Below are 20,750 nucleotides of genomic sequence, written 5' to 3'. Positions count from 1 at the left end.
CGTGTCTTTTTTATGAATACCTTCGATAGAGTAGCTGCCGTGAAAAGCAGCACGAGGAGATGGTCGTGGTAGTCGCTGCAATTTTCCTGATATTGCCTTTTTGCCTCGCTTTTGCGGCTCTGAATGATCTCTTCAGCATGACGATACCGAACAGGATAACACTTTTCCTGCTATCGTCTTTTGTGGTCATAGCCCCTTTTTCCGGAATGGACTGGCATACTTTTGCCATGAGCCTCGCGGCCGCCGCTATTGTATTTTTTGCCTGTTTTGCGCTTTTCGCCGCCAATGTCATGGGTGGAGGAGATGCCAAGCTTCTGACGGCCGCTGCCGTGTGGTACGGCTTCAACATCTCCCTCATGGAGTTTCTGCTCGCAGTGACCTTCATCGGCGGTGTGTTGACACTTGGCATCCTGCTTTTGCGATCCCGCTCACAGGAAATAATGGCGATAGGCATTCCTATCCCAGATTCACTGATGGTGGCAAAGAAGATCCCCTATGGGATCGGTATCGCCATTGCCGGACTTCTGACATACGGTGAAGCACCGATGGTAAAGGCCGCCATCGCCGGTCTTCTTTGAATGAATTACTTCAAGGACCGAAATTAAAGGCTCGTTAACCACAAACCCAAGTATAATATTAACCATAATTATACCAATGACGCGCCATCCTGACGGGAGAAGAATCTGATTCCCTCAAGGATCGAGCATGAAACCGTCGCGTATCGTCATTCTCTCCGTTGCCCTGGTTGCAGCCGGCCTTGCCGGTCTTGTCGCCATGCAGATTTCCGGTGCAAAACAGGTTATCGAAAAGGCGGAAACGATCATCCAGAAAGAGCCGACGGTCAACGTTCTCGTTTCCTCGGTCAATTTGCCCGTCGGCAGCCGTCTGAATGACAGCTCGGTGCGCTGGACGCCCTGGCCGCAGGGCAATGTCGTCGACAGTTTCATAACCGAAGCCAAAAACCCCAACGCAATCACCGAACTCACCGGCGCCGTCGTGCGGTTGCCCCTGTTCGAGGGGGAACCGGTGCGGCCGGAAAAAGTCGTCGATTCCAGTACCCGCATCATGTCATCGCTTCTGCCGGCAGGAAAACGCGCCGTCGCCACGGAAATTTCCGTTTCAACCGGCGCGGGCGGCTTCGTACTGCCCAATGACCGTGTCGACGTCATCATGGTTCGCAAGGGTGAGAACGGACACTTCCTGACCGAGAATGTTTTGAACAATGTCCGGGTTCTCGCGATCGACCAGCAGATCAAGGAAGGCGAAGACGGGATTTCCGCCGTCGTGGGCGCAACGGCCACACTGGAACTGACGCCTGAGCAGGCGAAGATCATAACGGTGGCGCAGCAGATGGCGGATCGCCTCACTCTCGCCCTGCGCTCGATCGCCGATGCACAGGAAAACGACACGCTTTCGGCGGGCTATCTTCTCAACGGTGGCTCCGGCCAACCGGAAATTCAGGTGATCAAATCCGGTTCGATCGTCAAGGGCAATCAGGGAGCATCACAATGACCGGGGGGTTCATGGCAAAGCGCGTTAAAAAACACCTGCGTTCATCGATGCTGGGCGCACTTGCATTCTGCGTGGCTTTTTCAGGCATTCCAGGCCCGCATTCGCCCGAATTTCTGCGTCTCGGCGAGGCCGCGGCACAAAGCGCCAGCATCGTGCGCATCACCGAGAGTGGCTCGGGCGTTCGCAAACGCCTGAAACTCGGCCTCAACAAGGCTTTGGTCATCGACCTGCCCGAGGACGCCCATGATATTCTCGTTGCTGACCCCAGCCTTGCCGATGCCGTGACCCGCACGTCGAGACGAATCTATCTCTTCGGAAAAACGGTGGGGCAGACCAATATTTTCATTTTCGGCGATAGTGGCCGTGAAATCGTCAGCCTCGATCTCGAGGTGGAGCGCGATATCGTCGGGCTGGAGACCAATATTCGCCGCTTTATTCCCGACTCCGACATCAAGGTCGAAATTGTTTCAGACAATATCGTTTTGACGGGAACGGTTCGTACACCGCAGGACTCGGCACGGGCAGTACAGCTTGCCGAAGCCTTTCTGAAGGGTGGTGAAGCCACCACGCGTAACATATCGCTGACAGGTGGCGACAATGGCGGAGACGCCGCAATTTTTGCCGAAAACCGCCAGGTATCGCAAATCGTCAATATGCTGACGATCGAAGGCGAAGATCAGGTAACGCTGAAGGTTACCGTCGCCGAGGTCAGCCGGCAGGTGCTGAAACAGCTGGGTTTCAATGGCTCCATCAGCAGTTCGACAAGCAATAACGGCTTCGAATTCGCAAATCCGTCCAATCTTGGAAATGCAATCAGCGGCGCCTCGCGGATCGCCAGCGGCGCGATCGGTTCCGGTTCGCTCAACTTTGCCACCTATCTCAATGCCATGGAGCAGGCCGGTGTCGTACGCACGCTGGCCGAACCCAGCCTCACCGCCATTTCCGGCGAGCAGGCAAAGTTCTATGTCGGGGGCGATTTCCGTCTGCCTGCGGAACAGGAAGTCACCATCGACAAGGATACGGGCCAGCAGACCATAACGCGCACGACCGACACGGTCGACTACGGCATAACCTTGAATTTCCGGCCGGTGGTGCTTTCGCCAGGACGGATCAGCCTCAAGATCGAGACCAATGTTTCCGAGCCTACCTATGAAGGTAACGTGGTAACCGGAAATGCAGGCCGGAACATCCCAGGTTCGACTTATATGTCGATCCGCAAGCGCGAGACCTCGACAACCGTCGAACTCCCATCGGGCGGCTCGATCGTCATCGCCGGCTTGGTCCAGGATAATATCCGCCAGGCCATGTCGGGGCTTCCGGGCATTTCAAAGGTTCCGATCTTCGGTACGCTTTTCCGCAGCAAGGACTTCATCCGCAACGAAACGGAACTGGTCATCATCGCGACGCCCTATCTGGTGCGGCCAGTCGCGCGCAACCAGATCGCCCGGCCGGATGACAACTTCAATCCGGAAAACGATGCAGCCATGTATTTCATGAACCGCGTCAACAAGGTCTATGGCCGCAAGGACCAGGTTCAGGCGGCTCCTTATCAGGGATCGGTGGGGTTCATCTACAAATGACCAAACGCGCACGAAATCCCCTCTTCAGAGCAAGCCCGGCGGGGGCAGGAAACATCATGCAGGAAACCTCTTCCTTTTTGTCCATCAAACGCGCCGGTCTCGTCGCCATGGTTGCGCTCACCGCCGGCCTTCTGCAGGGCTGCGCGCGTGACCCTTTGACGACCAATGCCATTCCTGACGACTATCGCACCCGCCATCCCATAACGCTCTCGGAAGCGGAACATTCGCTGGACATTCCGGTTTCGGCAGGCGACAGCCGGCTGACCACGGCAGTGGCGGACAATGTCCGCGGGTTTGCCCAGAATTACGCGTCCATGTCGACCGGCATCGTAAATATCCAGGTGCCGTCGGGGTCCGCCAATTCGGCGACCGCATCAAAAATGGCGAAACAGATCCGCTCGACGCTTTCCGGCGCCGGAGTTTCTTCGGGCAAGATCATGGAAACGCGCTACGCCGCCTCCCCGAATGGCGATGCTGCTCCCATTCGTTTGAGCTATGTGGCCGTCACCGCCATGACCGGGCAATGCGGCCAATGGCCGGAAGACCTTTCGGACAACACCTTCGCCAACAAGAACTGGTACAATTTCGGGTGCGCTTCGCAAAGCAATCTCGCGGCTCAGGTCGCCAATCCGATGGATCTGGTCGGCCCGCGCGGCATGAGCCCCATCGATGCTGAGCGCCGTGCAGTGGTTATCGATACGTATCGTAACGGCAAGAACACGGCCACCGCAAACTGATGCGGTCCCAACAATTGTCACGGCAGGAAAGACGATGAGCGCTGTAGAATACGACATCAAGTCAAGCGACGGAGCAGACACCCTGCAGCCGGTGCGCACCTCCGATATGGACCGCCTGCGGCCCCTGCCCCGCATCTCCATCCAGGCCTTCTGCGTCAGCGACAACATGCAGGGCGTCATGGACGCATTGTCCGGTGACAGGCGCATGAGCAAGGTAACATTGCGGGTGACGAAGGGTGACATCAACGCTGCGGCCACGATGTTCTCTGCCTCGCCTACGCCAAATCTCATCATTCTGGAGACGGCAAGCGCGCCGGCTTCGCTGCTGGATGACCTTGCTCCTCTCGCGGAGGTTTGCGATCCCTCAACCCGTGTCATCATTGTCGGCCGCCACAATGACATAACATTGTATCGCGACCTCATCCGCAACGGTATTTCGGAATATCTGGTTGCCCCGGTCAACATGGCCGATCTTCTGGGTTCGATCGCCGCGATCTTCGTCGATCCCGAAGCGGAGCCGCTTGGCCGCAACATCGCCTTCATCGGCGCCAAAGGTGGGGTGGGGTCCTCGACGGTCGCACATAATTGCGCCTTCGGCATCTCGACCCTGTTTTCGACGGAAACCATTCTCGCCGACATGGATCTGGCTTATGGCACAGCCAATATCGATTTCGATCAGGATCCGGCCCAGGGCATGGCGGAAGCGGTTTTCTCGCCGGAGCGGCTGGATGAGGTATTTCTCGACCGCCTTTTGACGAAATGCTCCGATCACCTATCGCTGCTCGCGGCACCGTCGCTTCTTGACCGGACTTACGATCTAGACCGCCAGGCCTTTCTGCCGATCCTTGAGGTTTTGCAGCGTAGCGCGCCCGTCGCCGTCCTCGACCTTCCCCACCAATGGTGCGACTGGACAAGGGCTGTGCTTGCGGAAGCGGATGAGGTCGTCATCACCGCGGTTCCGGATCTTGCGAATCTTCGCAACACGAAGAACCTGTTCGACGCGCTGATAAAACTGCGCCCCAACGATAAATTGCCGCATCTCATCCTCAACCAGGTGGGCATGCCGAAGCGACCCGAAATCGCTCCGGCGGATTTTTTCGACCCGCTGGAAATCGAGCCGATTGCGATCATTCCATTCGAGGCGCAATTGTTTGGAAACGCCGCAAACAGCGGACGCATGATTAGCGAAATGGATGAAAAATCCCAGATCGCAGAAACCTTCTCGCAAATTGCCCATACCATCACCGGTCGCACGGTGCTGCGCAAAAGCCGGCGCGGCGGTCTGGACAGACTTAAGAATATTCTCAAGCGCAAGTAGGGATTCCCTCCGCGCCTATTGACGGAAACGCCGATGTTCGGAAAACGCGGGGCCGAGGGCCCAGCCAGAAGCACGAAGCCGGATCCCGTCGCACCTGTCCCCATGCAGGTGGCGGCGCCCGAGCCGCGCTCTCTCTCCATCGACACGCTCGAGCCGGGCCAATCACCCGTAGCGCGACAGATGGCGGTCACGCAGCCGGCGCAAAAAAAGCGCGCCCGCACGGAGGATTATTACAATACCAAGAGCCAGGTATTTTCCGCGCTCATCGATACGATCGACCTTTCGCAGCTCGCCAAACTTGATGCGGAGAGCGCGCGCGAGGAAATTCGCGATATCGTCAACGACATCATCACGATCAAGAATTTCGCAATGTCGATTGCCGAGCAGGAAGAACTGCTTGAAGACATCTGCAATGACGTTCTAGGTTACGGGCCGCTTGAGCCCCTTCTTGCCCGCGACGATATCGCCGATATCATGGTCAATGGTTCTGGCCAGACCTTCATCGAAGTCGGCGGCAAGACCATCGAATCCGACATCCGCTTTCGCGACAACGCGCAATTGCTTTCCATCTGCCAGCGCATCGTCAGCCAGGTTGGCCGACGTGTGGATGAATCGAGCCCCATATGCGACGCCCGCCTGCCGGACGGCTCGCGCGTCAACGTCATCGCGCCGCCGCTCGCCATCGACGGCCCGGCGCTGACAATCCGAAAATTCAAGAAGGACAAGCTTACGCTCGACCAGCTCGTGCGTTTCGGTGCGATCACACCCGAAGGCGCGACACTGCTCAAGATCATCGGTCGTGTCCGCTGCAACGTCGTCATCTCGGGCGGCACCGGCTCCGGCAAGACCACGCTTCTCAATTGCCTGACGAGCTTCATCGACAGGGATGAGCGCGTCATTACCTGCGAAGACACCGCCGAACTGCAGCTGCAGCAACCGCATGTCGTCAGACTCGAAACGCGGCCTCCGAACATCGAAGGGGAAGGTGAGATCACGATGAGGGATCTCGTCAAGAACTGCCTTCGCATGCGGCCGGAACGCATCATCGTCGGCGAAGTGCGCGGACCGGAGGTATTCGACCTGCTCCAGGCGATGAATACCGGCCATGACGGTTCAATGGGAACGCTGCACGCCAATACACCACGCGAGTGCCTCAGCCGCATCGAATCCATGATCGCCATGGGCGGCTTCACTCTGCCGGCCAAAACCGTGCGTGAAATCATCTCGGGATCGATCGATGTCGTCATTCAGGCGCAGCGCCTGCGTGATGGTTCACGCCGGATAACCCAGATCACGGAAGTGATCGGCATGGAAGGCGACGTGATCGTCACTCAGGATTTGATGCGATACGAAATCGAAGGTGAGGATGCCAACGGCAAACTGATCGGCAGACATGTATCGACGGGCATCAGCAAACCCCATTTCTGGGACCGTGCACGCTATTATGGCGAGGAAAAACGCCTGGCCGCCGCGCTCGATGAAATGGAAAAGACCTCCTAAGGGAAAGCGACCGCCATGGACCCGACAATCCTCTTATTGGCCGCACTCGTCGCCGTTTCGGCGGGCGCGCTCGCTTACGCTTTTCTTTTCCAGCAGATAGAGGTCGAAAAAAAGACCACCAGCCGCTTCAAGCGGGTCCAGGCCGCGGAGACGGACCACACCAACATCAAAGCCGCACGTGACCGCGTGCATGAGCTCAGCAAACGCCGCAAATCCATGCAGGACAACCTGCGGGAAATGGAAAAAAAACAAAATGAGAGGGCAAAAAAGGCAAAAAATGTCGGTTTGCGCGAAAAGCTCGTTCAGGCGGGGCTGACGCTGTCCCTGCGACAGTTTCAGCTGCTGAGCGTCGGCGCGGCGGGCTTTGCCACCCTCATCGCACTTCTTTATGGCCTGTCATTGCTTATCGCCCTACCGATAGGCGCCGTTATCGCGCTGGGGCTGCCGCGCTGGGCACTGGCGTTCCTCCTCAAGCGCCGGCAGAAAAAATTCCTCGAAGAGTTTCCCAACGCACTTGATGTCATGTGTCGCTCGATCAAATCCGGCTTGCCGCTGAACGACGCGGTGCGATTGATCGCATCTGACGGGCAGGAGCCGGTGAAAACTGAGTTCCAGCGGGTTGTCGACGCGCAGCAGGTCGGCATCGGCATTCCGCAGGCGATCGAGCGCATGATGCTGACAATGCCGCTTTTCGAAGTGAGCTTTTTCAGCACCGTCATCAACATTCAGGCGCAGGCCGGCGGCAACCTCTCCGAAGCGCTGTCGAACCTTTCAAAAGTTCTGCGCGACCGCAAGAAGATGCGTGCCAAGGTGAATGCACTTTCGATGGAGGCAAAGGCGTCTGCGGTCATCATCGGTTCGCTGCCCTTTGTCGTCATGATGCTGGTGCACTTTACCTCGCCCGAATATCTATCGGTGCTTTTTACCGATATTCGCGGCCATATCATTCTTGGGGCGTCAGCCGTCTGGATGTTGATCGGGATATTCATCATGCGCCAAATGATCAATTTCGATATTTGAGGGCGCAGAATGAGCGGGAGTTTTCTTTCGAGCCTCACCAATCCGCAAACGATCGTCGCCGTTCTGGTGACGCTGGCGGTTTTCGCCACCCTTTATACGCTCATCATGCCGGTTTTCGAGCGGAAGGATTTTGCCAAACGCATGAAAGCCGTTTCGTCGGAACGCGATCTCATCCGCAGCCGCGAGCGCGAGCGGCTTGCGACCGTTACCAGGGAAGGCAAAACCTCCTTGCGCGGCAACAATAACAAGTCCGCCCGGCGCATCGTGGAGAAATTCAACCTCCAGGAAGCGCTTGCGGACAAGAACACGATGAACAAGCTGCGGGCAGCAGGGCTTCGTTCCCAAAACGCGTTCAACACGTTTCTCGCCGCCCGCTTCATCCTGCCTTTCATTTTTCTGGCCGTAGCCTTCACCTGGATCTTCGTGCTCGGCAATCTTTCCGACAAAGCCTTCATCGTCCGGCTGATGGCTGTGTTACTGTTCGGCTATATCGGTTTCTATGCTCCCAATATTTATGTGTCGAACCGCATGAACAAACGGCAGGCGTCGATCAAGAAAGCCTGGCCGGATGCGCTCGACCTCATGCTGATCTGCATCGAATCCGGCGTGTCCATGGAGGCCGCGATGCGCCGCGTGGCAGAGGAAATGGGTGAGCAGTCCCCCGAACTGGCTGAAGAAATGATGCTGACGACGGCGGAACTGTCGTTCCTGCAGGACCGGCGGGTCGCTCTCGAGAATTTCGGCACGCGAACACAGCTCGAAGCCGTGAAAAGCGTGGTGCAAGCGCTTATTCAGGCGGAACGTTACGGAACGCCGCTCGCTCAGGCGCTGCGCGTTCTCGCACAGGAAGGCCGCGACGAACGCATGAACGAAGCGGAGAAAAAAGCAGCTGCACTACCGCCGAAGCTGACCGTGCCGATGATTGTATTTTTCCTGCCGGTCCTCATCGCCGTCATTCTAGGCCCTGCCATCATCCGCGTGCTGGACACGTTCTGAAAAACATTTCGCCCGAATTTCGCGGCGACGCGTCAAGTTCCGGATATAAGGACGCGGCATCGCGCGAAGCATCAGCCCGCCGGCTTTCCGTCTTTTTTTGCGAGCTGCTGCCAGGAATTTTGCTGGGACAGCATTGCCCGCAGATAAGTCAGGTTTGCCTGGGCCTGCTGCGGCGAGAGTTCCTGTACCGCAATACGCTCTGCTTCGGCGAAGCGACCCTGGAGGCCAACAACGAGCGCGAGGTTCTGGCGAACGCGGCTGTCGGCGCCAGGCTGGGCGATGGCCGATTGCAGGTAGGTTTCGGCAGTGCGCGGATCGCTCGATAGCACATAGGACATGCCGAGATTTGAGAGCACGCTCGGATCGTTCGGCTTCAGGTCAAGCGCCTGCCGATAGCGGGAGCGGGCTTCGCTGGAACGTCCAAGCTGGTCAAGCACCGCGCCTTCGGCCGAATAGAGGCGCCAATCGGGTCGATCGGGTGTCTGCGCCCGCTGGATGGTTGAAAGCGCCTGCTCCAGCTGTCCCGCGGCCGCCTGTGCCTTGCCATACGCGGCAAGCACGTCGCGGTCGGCGGGATTGGCGATGGCTATCTGCTGCATGACTGCAAGAGCCTGCGTGTTCTTGCCCGTCATCATCAAGACGCTGGCATAATTCATGCCCACCGACTTGTCCTTGGGATTGCGTTCATAGGCTTTGCCGGCGGTTTCTTCCGCCTGGCGAAGCTGGTCCATGTTCATGTGATCATAGGAGCGCGCGGCGGCGGGAATGGAGCCGGTAGACATCCGGTCCGGTTTGTTGGTGCTTGCACATCCAGAAACCGCAAGAACCAATGCTGCAAAACACGCGCCCCGCAGCAGCCCTGTCCGGCCTGTCTCAGCCAAAGAAAAAGCAGTCATGGCAGCGCCCTCGCCCAAGAATGATCAATCTTGCGCCCGACAAACGACAGACTCACATGACGCAACTTTCGCTTAAGCAATAATCTGTTAACCCTAACAGAGCGTTAATCGCACCGATTCTCGACATTTACGGAAGCATATAATGGCGCCCTATCAGTTCATCGAACGCCCGACCCCTTTCAGCTCAAAGGCAGGCAGTACACTGCCGGTTTTCGCAGTCACGCCCGCCCACATCGAGCAGGGCGCCATTGACCCCGTCGCTCTGGACTGGGCAAAGAAAGCAGGGTTCAAGGCGGAGGCCGGTGCCATCCTGCTCGTTCCCTCTGCCGATGGTTCGCTCGGCGGCGTGCTTCTCGGCCTTGGCGGCAATCCCTCTGAAATACCGTTCATCACCGGCAAACTCGCCCGCGAACTGCCTGAAGGCGAGTGGCACATCGAGACCGCACCACTGACGGCCAATCGCCTCGCTCTCGGTTTCGGCCTCGGCAGCTACCGCTTCGACAAATACAAGACCACCAAAACCAGCGGGGCCAAGCTGCTCATTCCCCAGGATGCCGAAGACGGCGAGATCAAGCGCATTCTCGCGGGCGTCTTTCTCGCGCGCGATCTCATCAATGTGCCTGCCAACGACATGGGACCGGATGAGCTGGAGATCGCTTTCCGGGCCCTTGCCGCCCATTACAAGGCGAAGGTGAAGGTGACCACCGGCGACCACCTGCTGAAGGAAAACTTCCCCCTCATCCACGCCGTCGGCCGCGCCAGCGAAAGCGCACCACGCCTTCTGGAAATGAACTGGGGTAAAAAGGGTAATCCGCGTCTGACGCTTGTTGGCAAGGGCGTGTGCTTCGACACCGGCGGTCTCGATATAAAACCCGCAGCGTCCATGGCCCTGATGAAGAAGGACATGGGCGGCGCCGCCAATGTCCTCGGCCTGGCTCTGATGATCATGGACGCGAAGCTGCCGGTCGACCTGCGCGTCCTCGTGCCCGCCGTCGAAAACTCCATCTCTTCCAACGCCTTCCGTCCCGGCGACATTTACCGGAGCCGCAAGGGGCTGACGGTGCAGATCGACAATACCGATGCGGAAGGCCGCCTCGTTCTGGCGGACGCTCTGGCCTATGCCGATGAGGACGCGCCAGACCTGATGATCGACATGGCAACATTGACCGGCGCCGCCCGCGTCGCGCTCGGTCCCGATCTGCCGCCCTTCTACACCGACGACGACGATCTGGCCCATGACATCGCTGAAGCCAGCATCGATACCGACGATCCGCTGTGGCGCATGCCGCTTTATATGGGATACGACAAGGACATTCGCTCGCGCGCGGCCGATATTACCAATGCGCCGTCCGGCGGCATGGGCGGATCGATCACCGCCGCGCTGTTTCTCAAGCGTTTCGTGACCAACACCCGGCGCTGGGCGCATTTCGATATTTACGGCTGGTCGCTGAGTGAAAGGCACCACTCATCGATCGGTGGAGAAGCGCAGGGTATTCGCGCCCTCTTCCATTATATCGCACATCAGTTCACGAAATAGTGGCTTTAGGGACGCTTCGTCGACCGGAGCGCCCCGCTTTGATCAAACCAGAACCTTCTGCTCCTTGTGATCTTCCTGGCCGAAGAATTTCAGGTAACGCTCCACTTCGGCCGGTTCACCGGTTGCTTTTTGCGGATTGTCCGAGAGTTTCACAGCCGGCCGGCCATTGGCGTCGCTGACCTTGCAGACGATGGAGATCGGCTTGAGGCTGGCGATGGTTTTCGGCGCGCAGCCAGCAAAATCATTGGTGAGGTTGGTGCCCCAGCCGAAGCTCATGCGAACGCGGCCTTCGAAATGCCTGTAAGTGTCGATGATGGCATCGACATCGAGGCCATCGGAGAAGATCAGCATCTTCTTGCGCGGGTCGCGACCCATCTTCTGCCACCACTCGATGATCTTCTCGCCACCCTCGATCGGCGGTGCGCTGTCCGGGCGGAAACCCGTCCAGTCAGCCACCCATTCCGGCGCATTGCGCAGAAACGCCGCCGTGCCGAAGGCGTCGGGCAGAACAATCAGCAGGTTGCCACCATAAAGCCGGTTCCAGTCCTTCAAAACCTGATAGGGCGCGGCAGCCAGCTCCTCATCAGTCTGCGCCAGCGCCGCGACCACCATCGGCAGTTCATGCGCGTTCGTCCCAACGGCTTCAAGGTCCGAATCCATGGCGAGCAGCACGTTGCTCGTACCGGTAAAGGCCGGCCCGATGCCTTCCTTCAACGCCTCGACGCACCAGCGCTGCCACAGAAAGCTATGGCGGCGGCGGGTGCCGAAATCGGAAATGCGCAGGCCCGGCAGTTCCCGCAGCCGCTCAACCTTCTCCCACATCTTGGCCTTTGCGCGGGCATAGAGAACATCCAGCGTGAAATAACCGAGCGAGCGCATGGCGCTACGCGAACGCAACTCGTTGATGATGGCGAGCGCCGGGATTTCCCAGAGCGTCGTGTCCATCCAGCGGCCGTGGAAATTCAGCTCGTACTGCCCGTCACGCTTGAAAAGCTCATATTCCGGCAGCTGATAGCTTGATAGCCAGGAGAGAAATTCCGGCTCGAAAATCTGCGAGCGGCCGTAAAACGTGTTACCCGCAAGCCAGATATTCTCTTTTTTGGAAAGACGCAGCGTACGCGCATGATCGAGCTGTTCGCGCAGCTCCATCTCGTCGATCTCCTCGGCCAGCCGCACCGTCTTGGTGCGGTTGATCAGCGAAAACGTCGCGTCGACTTCCGGATAAAGCTTCCAGATCATCTGCAACATCAACAGCTTGTAGAAATCCGTATCGATCAGGCTGCGGACGATCGGGTCAAGTTTCCAGGTATGATTGTGGACACGGGTGGCTATATCGGTCTTCGTCATACTTGCATTCCCCAGTATCGGCCAAAGGTCAGAATAGCCGATGTCAATCCGCACCCTGGCAGGTATCAACCCGTCATGCGGAAGATTTATCTGAAAAAGCGACAACAAGTCCAGAGCACCGGCCCGGCAAATGCCTCACCGGCCGCCCGCGCGTTGATTTACCGGCAACCTCATTATCGTTTTCAGCCAGGGGCTACGGGCACGCCGCGTCAGAAAGTCGGATCAACGGGATTGATGCCGGGGTACCAATCCTTGGAAACGGGGTTACGTCCGCCAAAGCTGGAAATACCGTTTTCATCGGTGCAGCGGTAACCCTGGACGGGAAGTCCGCGACTGCCGAAGACGGTCCGGTAGGGCCCACGTGAATATCCGGTACTTCCCAGTTCGCTATGGCAGTTATAACGGACCTTGGGTTGGAGCGTTCGAGGGTCTTTTACACCGGGCAGGTTGGCATAGGCGTCGGGTGCCGGGGCAAAACCGTTCTGGAACACCGTCTGGGCCTCTGCCGAAGTGCTCAATAGGACCGCCGCGAGGATCGCTGCCAATCGTGCCGCCGTTCTTGTCTTCATCAGTGTCCGTCCCGTACCATTATTGACAGCATGTAGGCCGGCGACGGCTGTCGCACAAAGGGCAAGACGGGAACAATTTCGTGAAGCGCGCCCTCAGTCCTCCATGCGACGGAACGCCGTCGGCTTTTCATAAAGCCAACCGATGCGCTCAATGGCTGCAGCGAGATTTTCGCGCGCGACATTCATGGTATGGCCGTTGGCGTGCAGCAGCGTTTCCTCATTTTCCATCAGCCCGACATGGCCTTTCCAGAAGACCAGATCGCCGCGCCGCAACTCGTCCCGCTCTATTTCCACACCGAGCGATTTCACCTGCATGTCGGTATCGCGCAGCACCCGCCGGCCCGCCATCGCCATGGAAAGCTGTACGAGGCCTGAACAATCGATACCAAATCCGGAGCGACCGCCCCACAGATAGGGGGTTTCGATGAAGCGCAACGCCACCGCGACATAGTCGTCGTCAGGGGCAGCATCGACGGTCCGGCAGTGGGCGGCAATGACGCCTTCGCCATTTTCGGTCATGAGATACCGGGTGCCACGGGTCTCCTCTTCACCGACGATCCGGATCAGGCTGCCCATGGACAGCGCCGCCACCGGTGGCTTGCGCAGTTCGGCCGAAGGATAAACAAAGGTACGGGGAGCAACGATACGGTGAGTGGCCGCAACGACATCACCAATGGCCGTTTCCGGCACGTAACCCGCATAACCATCCGCATCCGCCTGCACCCAGGCCCAGCCGTTCGCCCTGTCGAAAACGCGCAGGGTCTCGCCGAACAGCAGTTCGGTATCGATACCGGCGACAAGGTCCGGCGTGGGCCGCAGGCCGATGACAGGCACCACAACCTGTGCGGGAGATCCGCTGACGAAACGATCGGCCTGCACCGCCCCTTGCAGTTTTTCGTCGGCGAGATCGGAGCGGAAGATATTCAGGCGGCGGTCGAGCATCATGGGGTTCACGTCCAGAGGTTAGATATTACGGGCCTGATCAATAATCAGATCGCCGAATTTTTCCAGATAAAGCGCACCTGCGACGGTGCGCTTTATCACGACATTGCGCCTGTCCCGCTCATCCCGGGCCCGGTCAACCAGCCCTAGCGCGCCGAGACTGTCGAGCGCGCGGGTGATAACGGGCTTGGTCACGCCCAGCAGGCCGGCGAGGCCGCGCACGGTATGCGGCGGCGGCACAAGATAAATCTGCAGCAGGATGGCCGTCTGACGCAAGGTCAAATCGGGCGCATCGGCCGTGACCTGCGCCATCGAGACGCGATGCCAGAGCCCGAGGGCGGCCGTGGGCGAAAGTTCTGCAGGCAAGCCGATAAACCTTCCAGTCGTTGTCCTATCGTTTTCATGCAACAGCGCGAAAAACTCAAGAACCATCCCCACAAACAGAACCGCCGCACGGCGCAGATCCGAAAGATCGCGCGGCGCGGCGGTAATTGTTGACCCATTTTTGGGCCATATGTCCCCTCTGGACTTGCAAGATGAGATGCAGAAATCGTGCCAGTTTTGCTGCGCCGCACAAGTATATTTTAAATCAGGGACTTAATGGATAAATGACGCGCGCAGCGAAGGCGTTTGCAAGGCGTAAATGGCGATAAAAAGAGGCAAGAACGAACTCAATGCTTAAAAACTGTCTCCCGCCGTGACGGCGGAAGACAGGGGTATTGTGGATCAAATCTCTGCGCCGCGTGCGGCATCGACTGCATCGGCATTCTGCTGCCGATTATAGCGGATCGACGACCAGAGCGAGATACCGATCAGGGTTGCGCCGCCAAGGCCCGTGATGACTTCAGGTATATGCACCATGGTCTGCACATACATGATGACCGACAGGATCAGGATCGCATAAAAGGCGCCGTGCTCCAGATAGCGATATTCGGCAAGCGTTCCTTTCTCGACCAGCATGATCGTCATCGAGCGCACGTACATGGCGCCGATGCCGAGGCCGATGGCGATGATGAACAGGTTCTGCGTCAGCGCAAAGGCACCGATCACGCCATCGAAGGAGAAGCTGGCGTCAAGCACTTCGAGATAAAGAAACGCACCGAAACCGCCCTTTGCTGCGCCTTCCAGCATTTCCTGGCTACGATCGAGAATGCCGCCGACAACTTCTACCAGCAGGAAGGTCAAGAGACCCCAGATCGCCGAATGGAAGAACGTGTTGGCCGCGACCGGACCGAGTTCCGGGTTGTCGCTGGCGCCGATGATGCGCGAAAAAATCAACATGACAACAAGCACGAAGGCGATCTCGATGCCCTTGACGGAGGAATAGGTCGCAGCCTTTTCCTCGATCCAGCGCACCCAATGCACGTCCTTTTCATGGTCAAAGAAGAAGTTGAGACCGACCATCATCAGGAAGGTGCCGCCGAAAGCCGCTATCGGCAGATGGGCGTCCTGCATGATTTCCGCATAACGTTCCGGCTGGGTTGCCGCCATGACGATGGCCGTCCAGGGACCGACATTGGCGGCGACGACAACGATCAGCAGCGGGAAGACGATACGCATGCCGAAAACGGCAATGAGAATGCCCCATGTCAGGAAGCGGTGCTGCCAGACCGGCGTCATGTCCTTCAGCTTGTTCGCGTTGACGATGGCGTTATCGAAAGAAAGCGAGATTTCCAGCACCGCCAGAACGACGCAGATGAAGAAGATCGTCGCGGTACCGCCAACCGTACCGGTCATTTCCCAGCCAAGATAGCCGCCGAGGATGAGACCGACGATGGTGACGATAAAAGCCCACTTGAAGTAGGAGAGCGTGGTTTTCTGGGCAGCGCTCATGTCCGGTCACCGTTCATTACGAGGACGGTTGCAGACCGACGCGGGGCGTCAGGCCGCACGCAGAAAGCACGCGCGCGAAGCACATTCAGGTTTTTCATAGTTTTTAATCCGCCGGCGAATTTTGCAGGCGGTACCGACATCACGAGAGCGCCGTAAAACTCTCGCCAGAGGGGCCCGGCACCTTTGTTTCCTCTGCCCTTGCGAGACAAATCATCGCAGGGCCCCTTCTTACTCCCTGAAGATCACGCCTTCGTCAAGTCCCGTGATTGCAACCAGAGATCAAACCTGCTCTGCGGCCAGATCTTCGGCGGTTTCGCGACGGCGTTTGAGCGTATTTTCGCGAAAGAAGATGTAAAGGCCCGAAAGAACAATCAGGCCCGCGCCGACCACGATACTTGTCTGGGGCACATCGCCGAAGAACAGCCATCCAAAAATGACCGCCCAGAGCAGCAGCGTATATTGCAGCGGCGCAACCGTTGCAGCATCGGCAAGTTTGAGCGCCCGGTTGACCAGCACATGCGCCGCCATGGCGACGACGCCAAGCAGGCCGAGGAAGGCAAGATCAAAACCGGATTGCACCGGCAGCCATCCCGATGGCGTGACGAGCACGGCGACAATGCCCGCAAGCGCCGCGCCGATGATCTGCCAGAAGGCGAGCACCGTGTCGGGCGTATTGCGCAGCTGGCGGCCGGACAACATCATGAATGCAAAGGCAGCGCTGCCGAGGATAGAAAAGAGTGCAGCGGAGGTGAGGCTTGCCGAGCTCGGCTTGAGCGCGATGAGAACGCCGACAAAACCGATGCCAATGGCCGTCCATCTACGCCAGCCGACCTTTTCTCCGAGCAGAAAAGGGGAGAGCGCCGCCACGTAAATCGGCGCCGCGAGCCAATAGGTCATGACGTCCGCCAGGGGCAGCGCCGCGACCGCGAAATAGAAACAGAAAAGCTCGGCCGTGGAGAAAAAGACGCGCGCCGCCTGAAGGCCGGGCCGCTCGATTTTCACGAGGCCGGAGAGGCCGGCTCTCCAGACGATCGGAACAAGGATGACCAGCGCCGCGGCGCTTCGGATAAGGATCACCTGGCCCTGGCTGTAGGTCGATACGAGCCATTTTCCCATGGCGTCGTTCAACGCGAACAGCAGCATTCCAAGCAGCATCACGGCCACGCCGAGGCCCGTCGGCGAAAGCTTTTTTATCATAGTCGACATGTCAGTTCCGATCTCCCAATGGTTGCATTGGTCGTCCAACCAGCCGTCCTTTGTCAAGTCCAGAACGGACGGGTTTGCACAATTAATAGTACTATTACGCCGGAGCTTCGGATATCAGGTGAAGATGCGTCGTTCTTCGGCCACGAGTTCCTGGAGAAAATTGACCGCCGTGCGGACACGGACCAACTGGCGAGCGGATTCGTGATAAGCCGTCCAATAGGACCGGCTGATGGTGAGATGCGGGATGATCCGTATAAGTTCGGGATATTGGCCCGCGATGTAATTGTGCAGGATGCCGATCCCTGCACCGGATCGTACTGCCTCCGTCTGGCCGGTAGCGCTTGAGATTTCAAAGGCGGCGTCCCAGTCACGCATGATTTCGCCGGTGAAGTTCAGCGAAGGCGAAAAGATCAGGTCCTCCACGTAACCGATCCGCCGGTGGCGTTTCAGTGCCTCGACATCATCAGGCGTTCCGTAGTCAGCCAGATAATTCGCCGAGGCATAGAGGCCGAGTGAATAATCGGTGAGCTTGGAAAACATCAGCCTGCCCTGTTCCGGCCTTTCGATAGTGATGGCGATATCAGCCTCACGTTGCGAAAGCGAAAAGGAACGCGGCACCGGAACGAGCTGGATTTTCAGATCGGGATAACGCGCCGTCAGTCTGCCAAGCCTTGGCGCGAGGAAGGATACGCCGAGGCCGTCCGGCGCGCCGATGCGCACCGTTCCCGCAACCGCCGTATCGACGCGACCGAGATTGGCCTGGGCATTCAGCATTTCAGTTTCCATGCGCTCCGCACTCGCAAGAAGCCGCTGACCCTCCTCCGTCAGTTCGCAGCCATTGGTGCTGCGCAGGAAGAGCTGGGTGCCGATGGCGGCTTCCAGCGCGGAAACCCGGCGGCTGAGAGTGGCATGGTTCACACCGAGCTTTCTGGCCGCGGAAAGAAACTGGCCGCTTCGCGCCACGCTCAGGAACAAACGTACATCATCCCAGTTCATGCCACGTTCCTTGTGTCTATTTTTGCACAATTGATGCTTATTTCAGGCGATTGATTTGTGCAAATCGAAAGGCAATGCTGCGCCATCACATTCTGGAGGAACACCATGAAGGAAATCGGTCATTTCATTAATGGCAAACATGTGCCGGGCACCAGCGGCCGCACATCGAATGTCTACAATCCGGCCACGGGCGAAGTTCAGGCTACGGTCGCGCTTGCCAGCGACGCCGAACTGCGCGCGGCTGTCGAAAGCGCCAAGGCGGCACAGCCGAAATGGGCTGCGACCAATCCGCAGCGTCGTGCCCGCGTTTTCTTCAAGTTCGTCGAACTTCTGAACCGAGACATGAACGAGTTGGCGGTGCTGCTCTCCAGCGAGCACGGCAAGACCGTCGAAGATTCCAAGGGCGATATCGTCCGCGGGCTTGAAGTCTGCGAATTCGTCTGCGGCATTCCGCATCTGCAGAAGGGTGAGTTCACCGAAGGCGCGGGCCCGGCCATCGACATGTATTCGATCCGCCAGCCGGTCGGCATCGGCGCAGGCATCACCCCGTTCAACTTCCCCGGCATGATCCCGATGTGGATGTTCGCCCCGGCGATCGCCTGCGGTAACGCCTTCATCCTCAAGCCTTCCGAGCGCGATCCCTCGCTGCCGATCCGCCTCGCGGAACTGATGATCGAAGCCGGCCTTCCGGCCGGCATCCTGAACGTCGTCAACGGCGACAAGGGTGCCGTCGACGCCATCCTCACCGATCCCGATATCGGCGCGGTTTCCTTCGTCGGCTCGACGCCGATCGCCCGTTACGTCTATGGCACCGCTGCCATGAACGGCAAGCGCGCGCAGTGCTTCGGCGGCGCAAAGAACCACATGATCATCATGCCGGACGCCGATCTCGATCAGGCCGTGAACGCGCTGATGGGCGCCGGTTACGGTTCGGCCGGCGAGCGCTGCATGGCTGTTTCCGTTGCAGTTCCTGTCGGCGAAGAGACGGCAAACCGTCTCGTTGAAAAGCTCATTCCGCAAATCGAGGCACTGAAGATCGGTCCTTACACCGATGACAAGGCTGATATGGGCCCGCTCGTCACCAAGGAAGCCCAGACGCGCGTCAAGGGCCTGATCGACAGCGGCGTGGAACAGGGCGCAAAGCTCCTGGTCGACGGCCGCGACTTCAAGCTGCAGGGCTATGAAGACGGCTATTTTGTCGGCGGCTGCCTGTTCGACCACGTCACCCCTGACATGGACATTTACAAGACGGAAATCTTCGGACCGGTTCTGTCGGTCGTTCGTGCCAAGAACTACGAAGAGGCGCTGGAACTGCCGATGAAGCATGAATATGGCAACGGCGTCGCCATCTTCACCCGTGACGGCGATGCAGCCCGCGATTTCGCAAGCCGCGTCAATATCGGCATGATCGGCATCAACGTTCCGATCCCGGTTCCGCTCGCCTACCATTCCTTCGGCGGCTGGAAGGCTTCGAGCTTCGGCGACCTCAACCAGCACGGCACGGATTCGATCAAGTTCTGGACGAAGACCAAGACCATCACCTCGCGCTGGCCGTCTGGCATCAAGTCGGGTGCCGAATTCGTCATGCCGACGATGAAATAAGCCGCAAGCAGGCAATACAAAAAAGCCCCGCTGTTTTGCAGCGGGGCTTTTTTGACTGGAATTCATCCGTCCTGGAAGCAGGGCCTGAGATCAGTTGGTCGGGCCGTCATTAAAGCCCACTTCGTCCACCAGTTCGGATGCCTGCTTGCGATGGGCGGCGATGTCCGTCAGCGGCAACCTGTCCGGATTGATGGGGCCGAAGCCCTTCACCACATCCGACGGCTCGGCGCCGGGCAGCACCGGATATTCGAAGACCTGCCTGGCGTAGATTTCCTGTGCCTCGCGCGATGCCAGGAATTCCATGAGTTTCAGGGCATTGTCCTTGTTGGGGGCGTATTTCGTCAGGGCCATGCCGGAAATATTCACATGCGTGCCACGGTCGCCCGCATTGGGAAAGATGACCCGCACGGAACCCGCCCATTCCTTTTCTTCCGGCTCGCGGTCATTTGTCAGCATCAGGCCGACATAATAGGTGTTGCCAAGGGCAATATCACACTCGCCGGAAAAGATTGATTTCGCCTGGCTGCGGTCGGTTCCATCAGGTTTGCGGGCAAGGTTGTTCTTCAGGCCGGCAAGCCAGGTGCGGGTATAATCGACACCATGATGTGCAATCATTGAGGCGATCAGCGCAATATTATAGGAATGCTGGCCGTCGCGAATGCAGATCCTGCCCTTCCATTTCGGATCCGCCAGTTCCTCATAGGTGATATCCTTCTGGCTCACCCGCTCCTTCGAGGCATAGACAACCCGGCCGCGTGTCGTCAGGCCGAACCATTCGCCCTCGGGATCACGCAGATTGGCGGGGATATCCTTTTCGATGACGGGATCGTTGAGAACAGGCTGCGTGACACCGCCCTCCTTGGCCTCGACCAGACGGGCGATATCGACCGTCAACAGCACATCGGCCGGCGAATTGACGCCTTCTGCCTGGATGCGTTCCACCAGTCCCTTGTCGAGAAAAAGAACATTCGTCTCTATTCCCGTTTCCTTGGTAAAGGCGTCGAGCAGCGGCTGGATCAATTCAGGCTGGCGATAGGAATAGACATTAACCTCTCCCTCTGCCCAGGCTTTGGGTGCGCAGGAAAGGATCATCATCCCTGAAAAAACGGCAGCGGAAAAATATGATTTCAAGCTTGCCATTGTGAATGCCTCCATTACA

At 58.3% G+C, this 20,750-nt stretch carries 19 protein-coding genes; 10 read left to right on the top strand and 9 right to left on the bottom strand.

The genetic code is table 11. The features are described 5' to 3' along the window. Nucleotides 1-65 precede the first annotated feature (65 nt). From HQN82_RS13130 to HQN82_RS13095, 8 genes are all read left to right on the top strand, one after another. Nucleotides 66-578, top strand: coding sequence for an A24 family peptidase (locus tag HQN82_RS13130; protein WP_173614949.1), 513 nt, complete (start codon nt 66-68; stop codon nt 576-578). 127 nt (nt 579-705) lie between these two features. Continuing rightward, entirely contained in the window at nt 706-1,512 is an 807-nt protein-coding gene (cpaB, locus tag HQN82_RS13125) for a Flp pilus assembly protein CpaB (protein ID WP_153776405.1), read from the top strand. Then, nucleotides 1,509-3,092 (top strand): type II and III secretion system protein family protein, encoded by a 1,584-nt coding sequence (locus HQN82_RS13120; RefSeq protein ID WP_153776406.1) that lies wholly within the window; start codon nt 1,509-1,511, stop codon nt 3,090-3,092. Before cpaB ends, HQN82_RS13120 begins: the two co-directional genes overlap by 4 nt. Before the next feature lie 56 nt (nt 3,093-3,148). After that, nucleotides 3,149-3,829, top strand: a complete 681-nt coding sequence (locus HQN82_RS13115; protein ID WP_045533066.1) for a CpaD family pilus assembly protein — start codon at nt 3,149-3,151, stop codon at nt 3,827-3,829. A gap of 34 nt (nt 3,830-3,863) precedes the next feature. After that, nucleotides 3,864-5,147 (top strand): CpaE/TadZ family protein, encoded by a 1,284-nt coding sequence (locus tag HQN82_RS13110; protein ID WP_173614948.1) that lies wholly within the window; start codon nt 3,864-3,866, stop codon nt 5,145-5,147. 33 nt (nt 5,148-5,180) lie between these two features. After that, nucleotides 5,181-6,647 carry a TadA family conjugal transfer-associated ATPase gene (locus HQN82_RS13105; RefSeq protein ID WP_035206587.1) on the top strand — a complete coding sequence of 489 codons (1,467 nt, stop codon included), beginning with the start codon at nt 5,181-5,183 and terminating at the stop codon, nt 6,645-6,647. Nucleotides 6,648-6,662: 15 nt separating this feature from the next. After that, nucleotides 6,663-7,667 (top strand): type II secretion system F family protein, encoded by a 1,005-nt coding sequence (locus HQN82_RS13100; protein ID WP_004439301.1) that lies wholly within the window; start codon nt 6,663-6,665, stop codon nt 7,665-7,667. A 9-nt stretch (nt 7,668-7,676) separates the two neighbouring features. After that, nucleotides 7,677-8,663 (top strand): type II secretion system F family protein, encoded by a 987-nt coding sequence (locus tag HQN82_RS13095; RefSeq protein ID WP_004439300.1) that lies wholly within the window; start codon nt 7,677-7,679, stop codon nt 8,661-8,663. A 71-nt stretch (nt 8,664-8,734) separates the two neighbouring features. Here HQN82_RS13095 and HQN82_RS13090 read toward each other — a convergent pair whose 3' ends face one another. Continuing rightward, nucleotides 8,735-9,559 (bottom strand): tetratricopeptide repeat protein, encoded by an 825-nt coding sequence (locus HQN82_RS13090; RefSeq protein WP_004439299.1) that lies wholly within the window; start codon nt 9,557-9,559, stop codon nt 8,735-8,737. A 142-nt stretch (nt 9,560-9,701) separates the two neighbouring features. Between HQN82_RS13090 and HQN82_RS13085 the strand changes: the two genes are divergently transcribed. Continuing rightward, nucleotides 9,702-11,096, top strand: a complete 1,395-nt coding sequence (locus HQN82_RS13085; RefSeq protein WP_112766050.1) for a leucyl aminopeptidase family protein — start codon at nt 9,702-9,704, stop codon at nt 11,094-11,096. Between the two features lie 42 nt (nt 11,097-11,138). Here HQN82_RS13085 and pncB read toward each other — a convergent pair whose 3' ends face one another. From pncB to HQN82_RS13050, 7 genes are all read right to left on the bottom strand, one after another. Further along, nucleotides 11,139-12,443, bottom strand: coding sequence for a nicotinate phosphoribosyltransferase (gene pncB / locus HQN82_RS13080; protein WP_004439297.1), 1,305 nt, complete (start codon nt 12,441-12,443; stop codon nt 11,139-11,141). Nucleotides 12,444-12,652: 209 nt separating this feature from the next. Continuing rightward, nucleotides 12,653-13,012, bottom strand: a complete 360-nt coding sequence (locus HQN82_RS13075; RefSeq protein ID WP_072493832.1) for a hypothetical protein — start codon at nt 13,010-13,012, stop codon at nt 12,653-12,655. A gap of 93 nt (nt 13,013-13,105) precedes the next feature. After that, nucleotides 13,106-13,957 carry a C40 family peptidase gene (locus tag HQN82_RS13070; RefSeq protein WP_004439295.1) on the bottom strand — a complete coding sequence of 284 codons (852 nt, stop codon included), beginning with the start codon at nt 13,955-13,957 and terminating at the stop codon, nt 13,106-13,108. 18 nt (nt 13,958-13,975) lie between these two features. Then, the gene (locus tag HQN82_RS13065) at nt 13,976-14,320 is read right to left on the bottom strand and encodes a MarR family transcriptional regulator (protein WP_035206798.1); all 345 of its coding nucleotides are present in this window, start codon (nt 14,318-14,320) and stop codon (nt 13,976-13,978) included. Nucleotides 14,321-14,680: 360 nt separating this feature from the next. Further along, entirely contained in the window at nt 14,681-15,787 is a 1,107-nt protein-coding gene (locus tag HQN82_RS13060) for a DUF475 domain-containing protein (RefSeq protein WP_004439293.1), read from the bottom strand. A gap of 279 nt (nt 15,788-16,066) precedes the next feature. After that, complete coding sequence (locus HQN82_RS13055) at nt 16,067-16,984, bottom strand: DMT family transporter (protein WP_006699764.1); 918 nt, start codon at nt 16,982-16,984, stop codon at nt 16,067-16,069. A gap of 123 nt (nt 16,985-17,107) precedes the next feature. After that, nucleotides 17,108-17,989: a LysR family transcriptional regulator gene (locus tag HQN82_RS13050; protein ID WP_037089480.1), complete on the bottom strand. Its 882-nt coding sequence runs from the start codon at nt 17,987-17,989 to the stop codon at nt 17,108-17,110. A 105-nt stretch (nt 17,990-18,094) separates the two neighbouring features. On the opposite strand from HQN82_RS13050, the gene HQN82_RS13045 reads away from it, so the two are divergent. Beyond that, nucleotides 18,095-19,591 carry a CoA-acylating methylmalonate-semialdehyde dehydrogenase gene (locus HQN82_RS13045; protein ID WP_004439286.1) on the top strand — a complete coding sequence of 499 codons (1,497 nt, stop codon included), beginning with the start codon at nt 18,095-18,097 and terminating at the stop codon, nt 19,589-19,591. 90 nt (nt 19,592-19,681) lie between these two features. On the opposite strand, the gene HQN82_RS13040 is transcribed toward HQN82_RS13045, so the two are convergent. Continuing rightward, on the bottom strand, nt 19,682-20,731 hold the full coding sequence (locus HQN82_RS13040; protein ID WP_052114182.1) for a Fe(3+) ABC transporter substrate-binding protein: 1,050 nt from the start codon (nt 20,729-20,731) through the stop codon (nt 19,682-19,684). Between the last annotated feature and the right edge of the window lie 19 nt (nt 20,732-20,750).

This window comes from Agrobacterium pusense, assembly GCF_013285525.1.
GTDB lineage: Bacteria > Pseudomonadota > Alphaproteobacteria > Rhizobiales > Rhizobiaceae > Agrobacterium > Agrobacterium pusense.
This window is presented reverse-complemented; position numbering and strand designations above follow the sequence as displayed.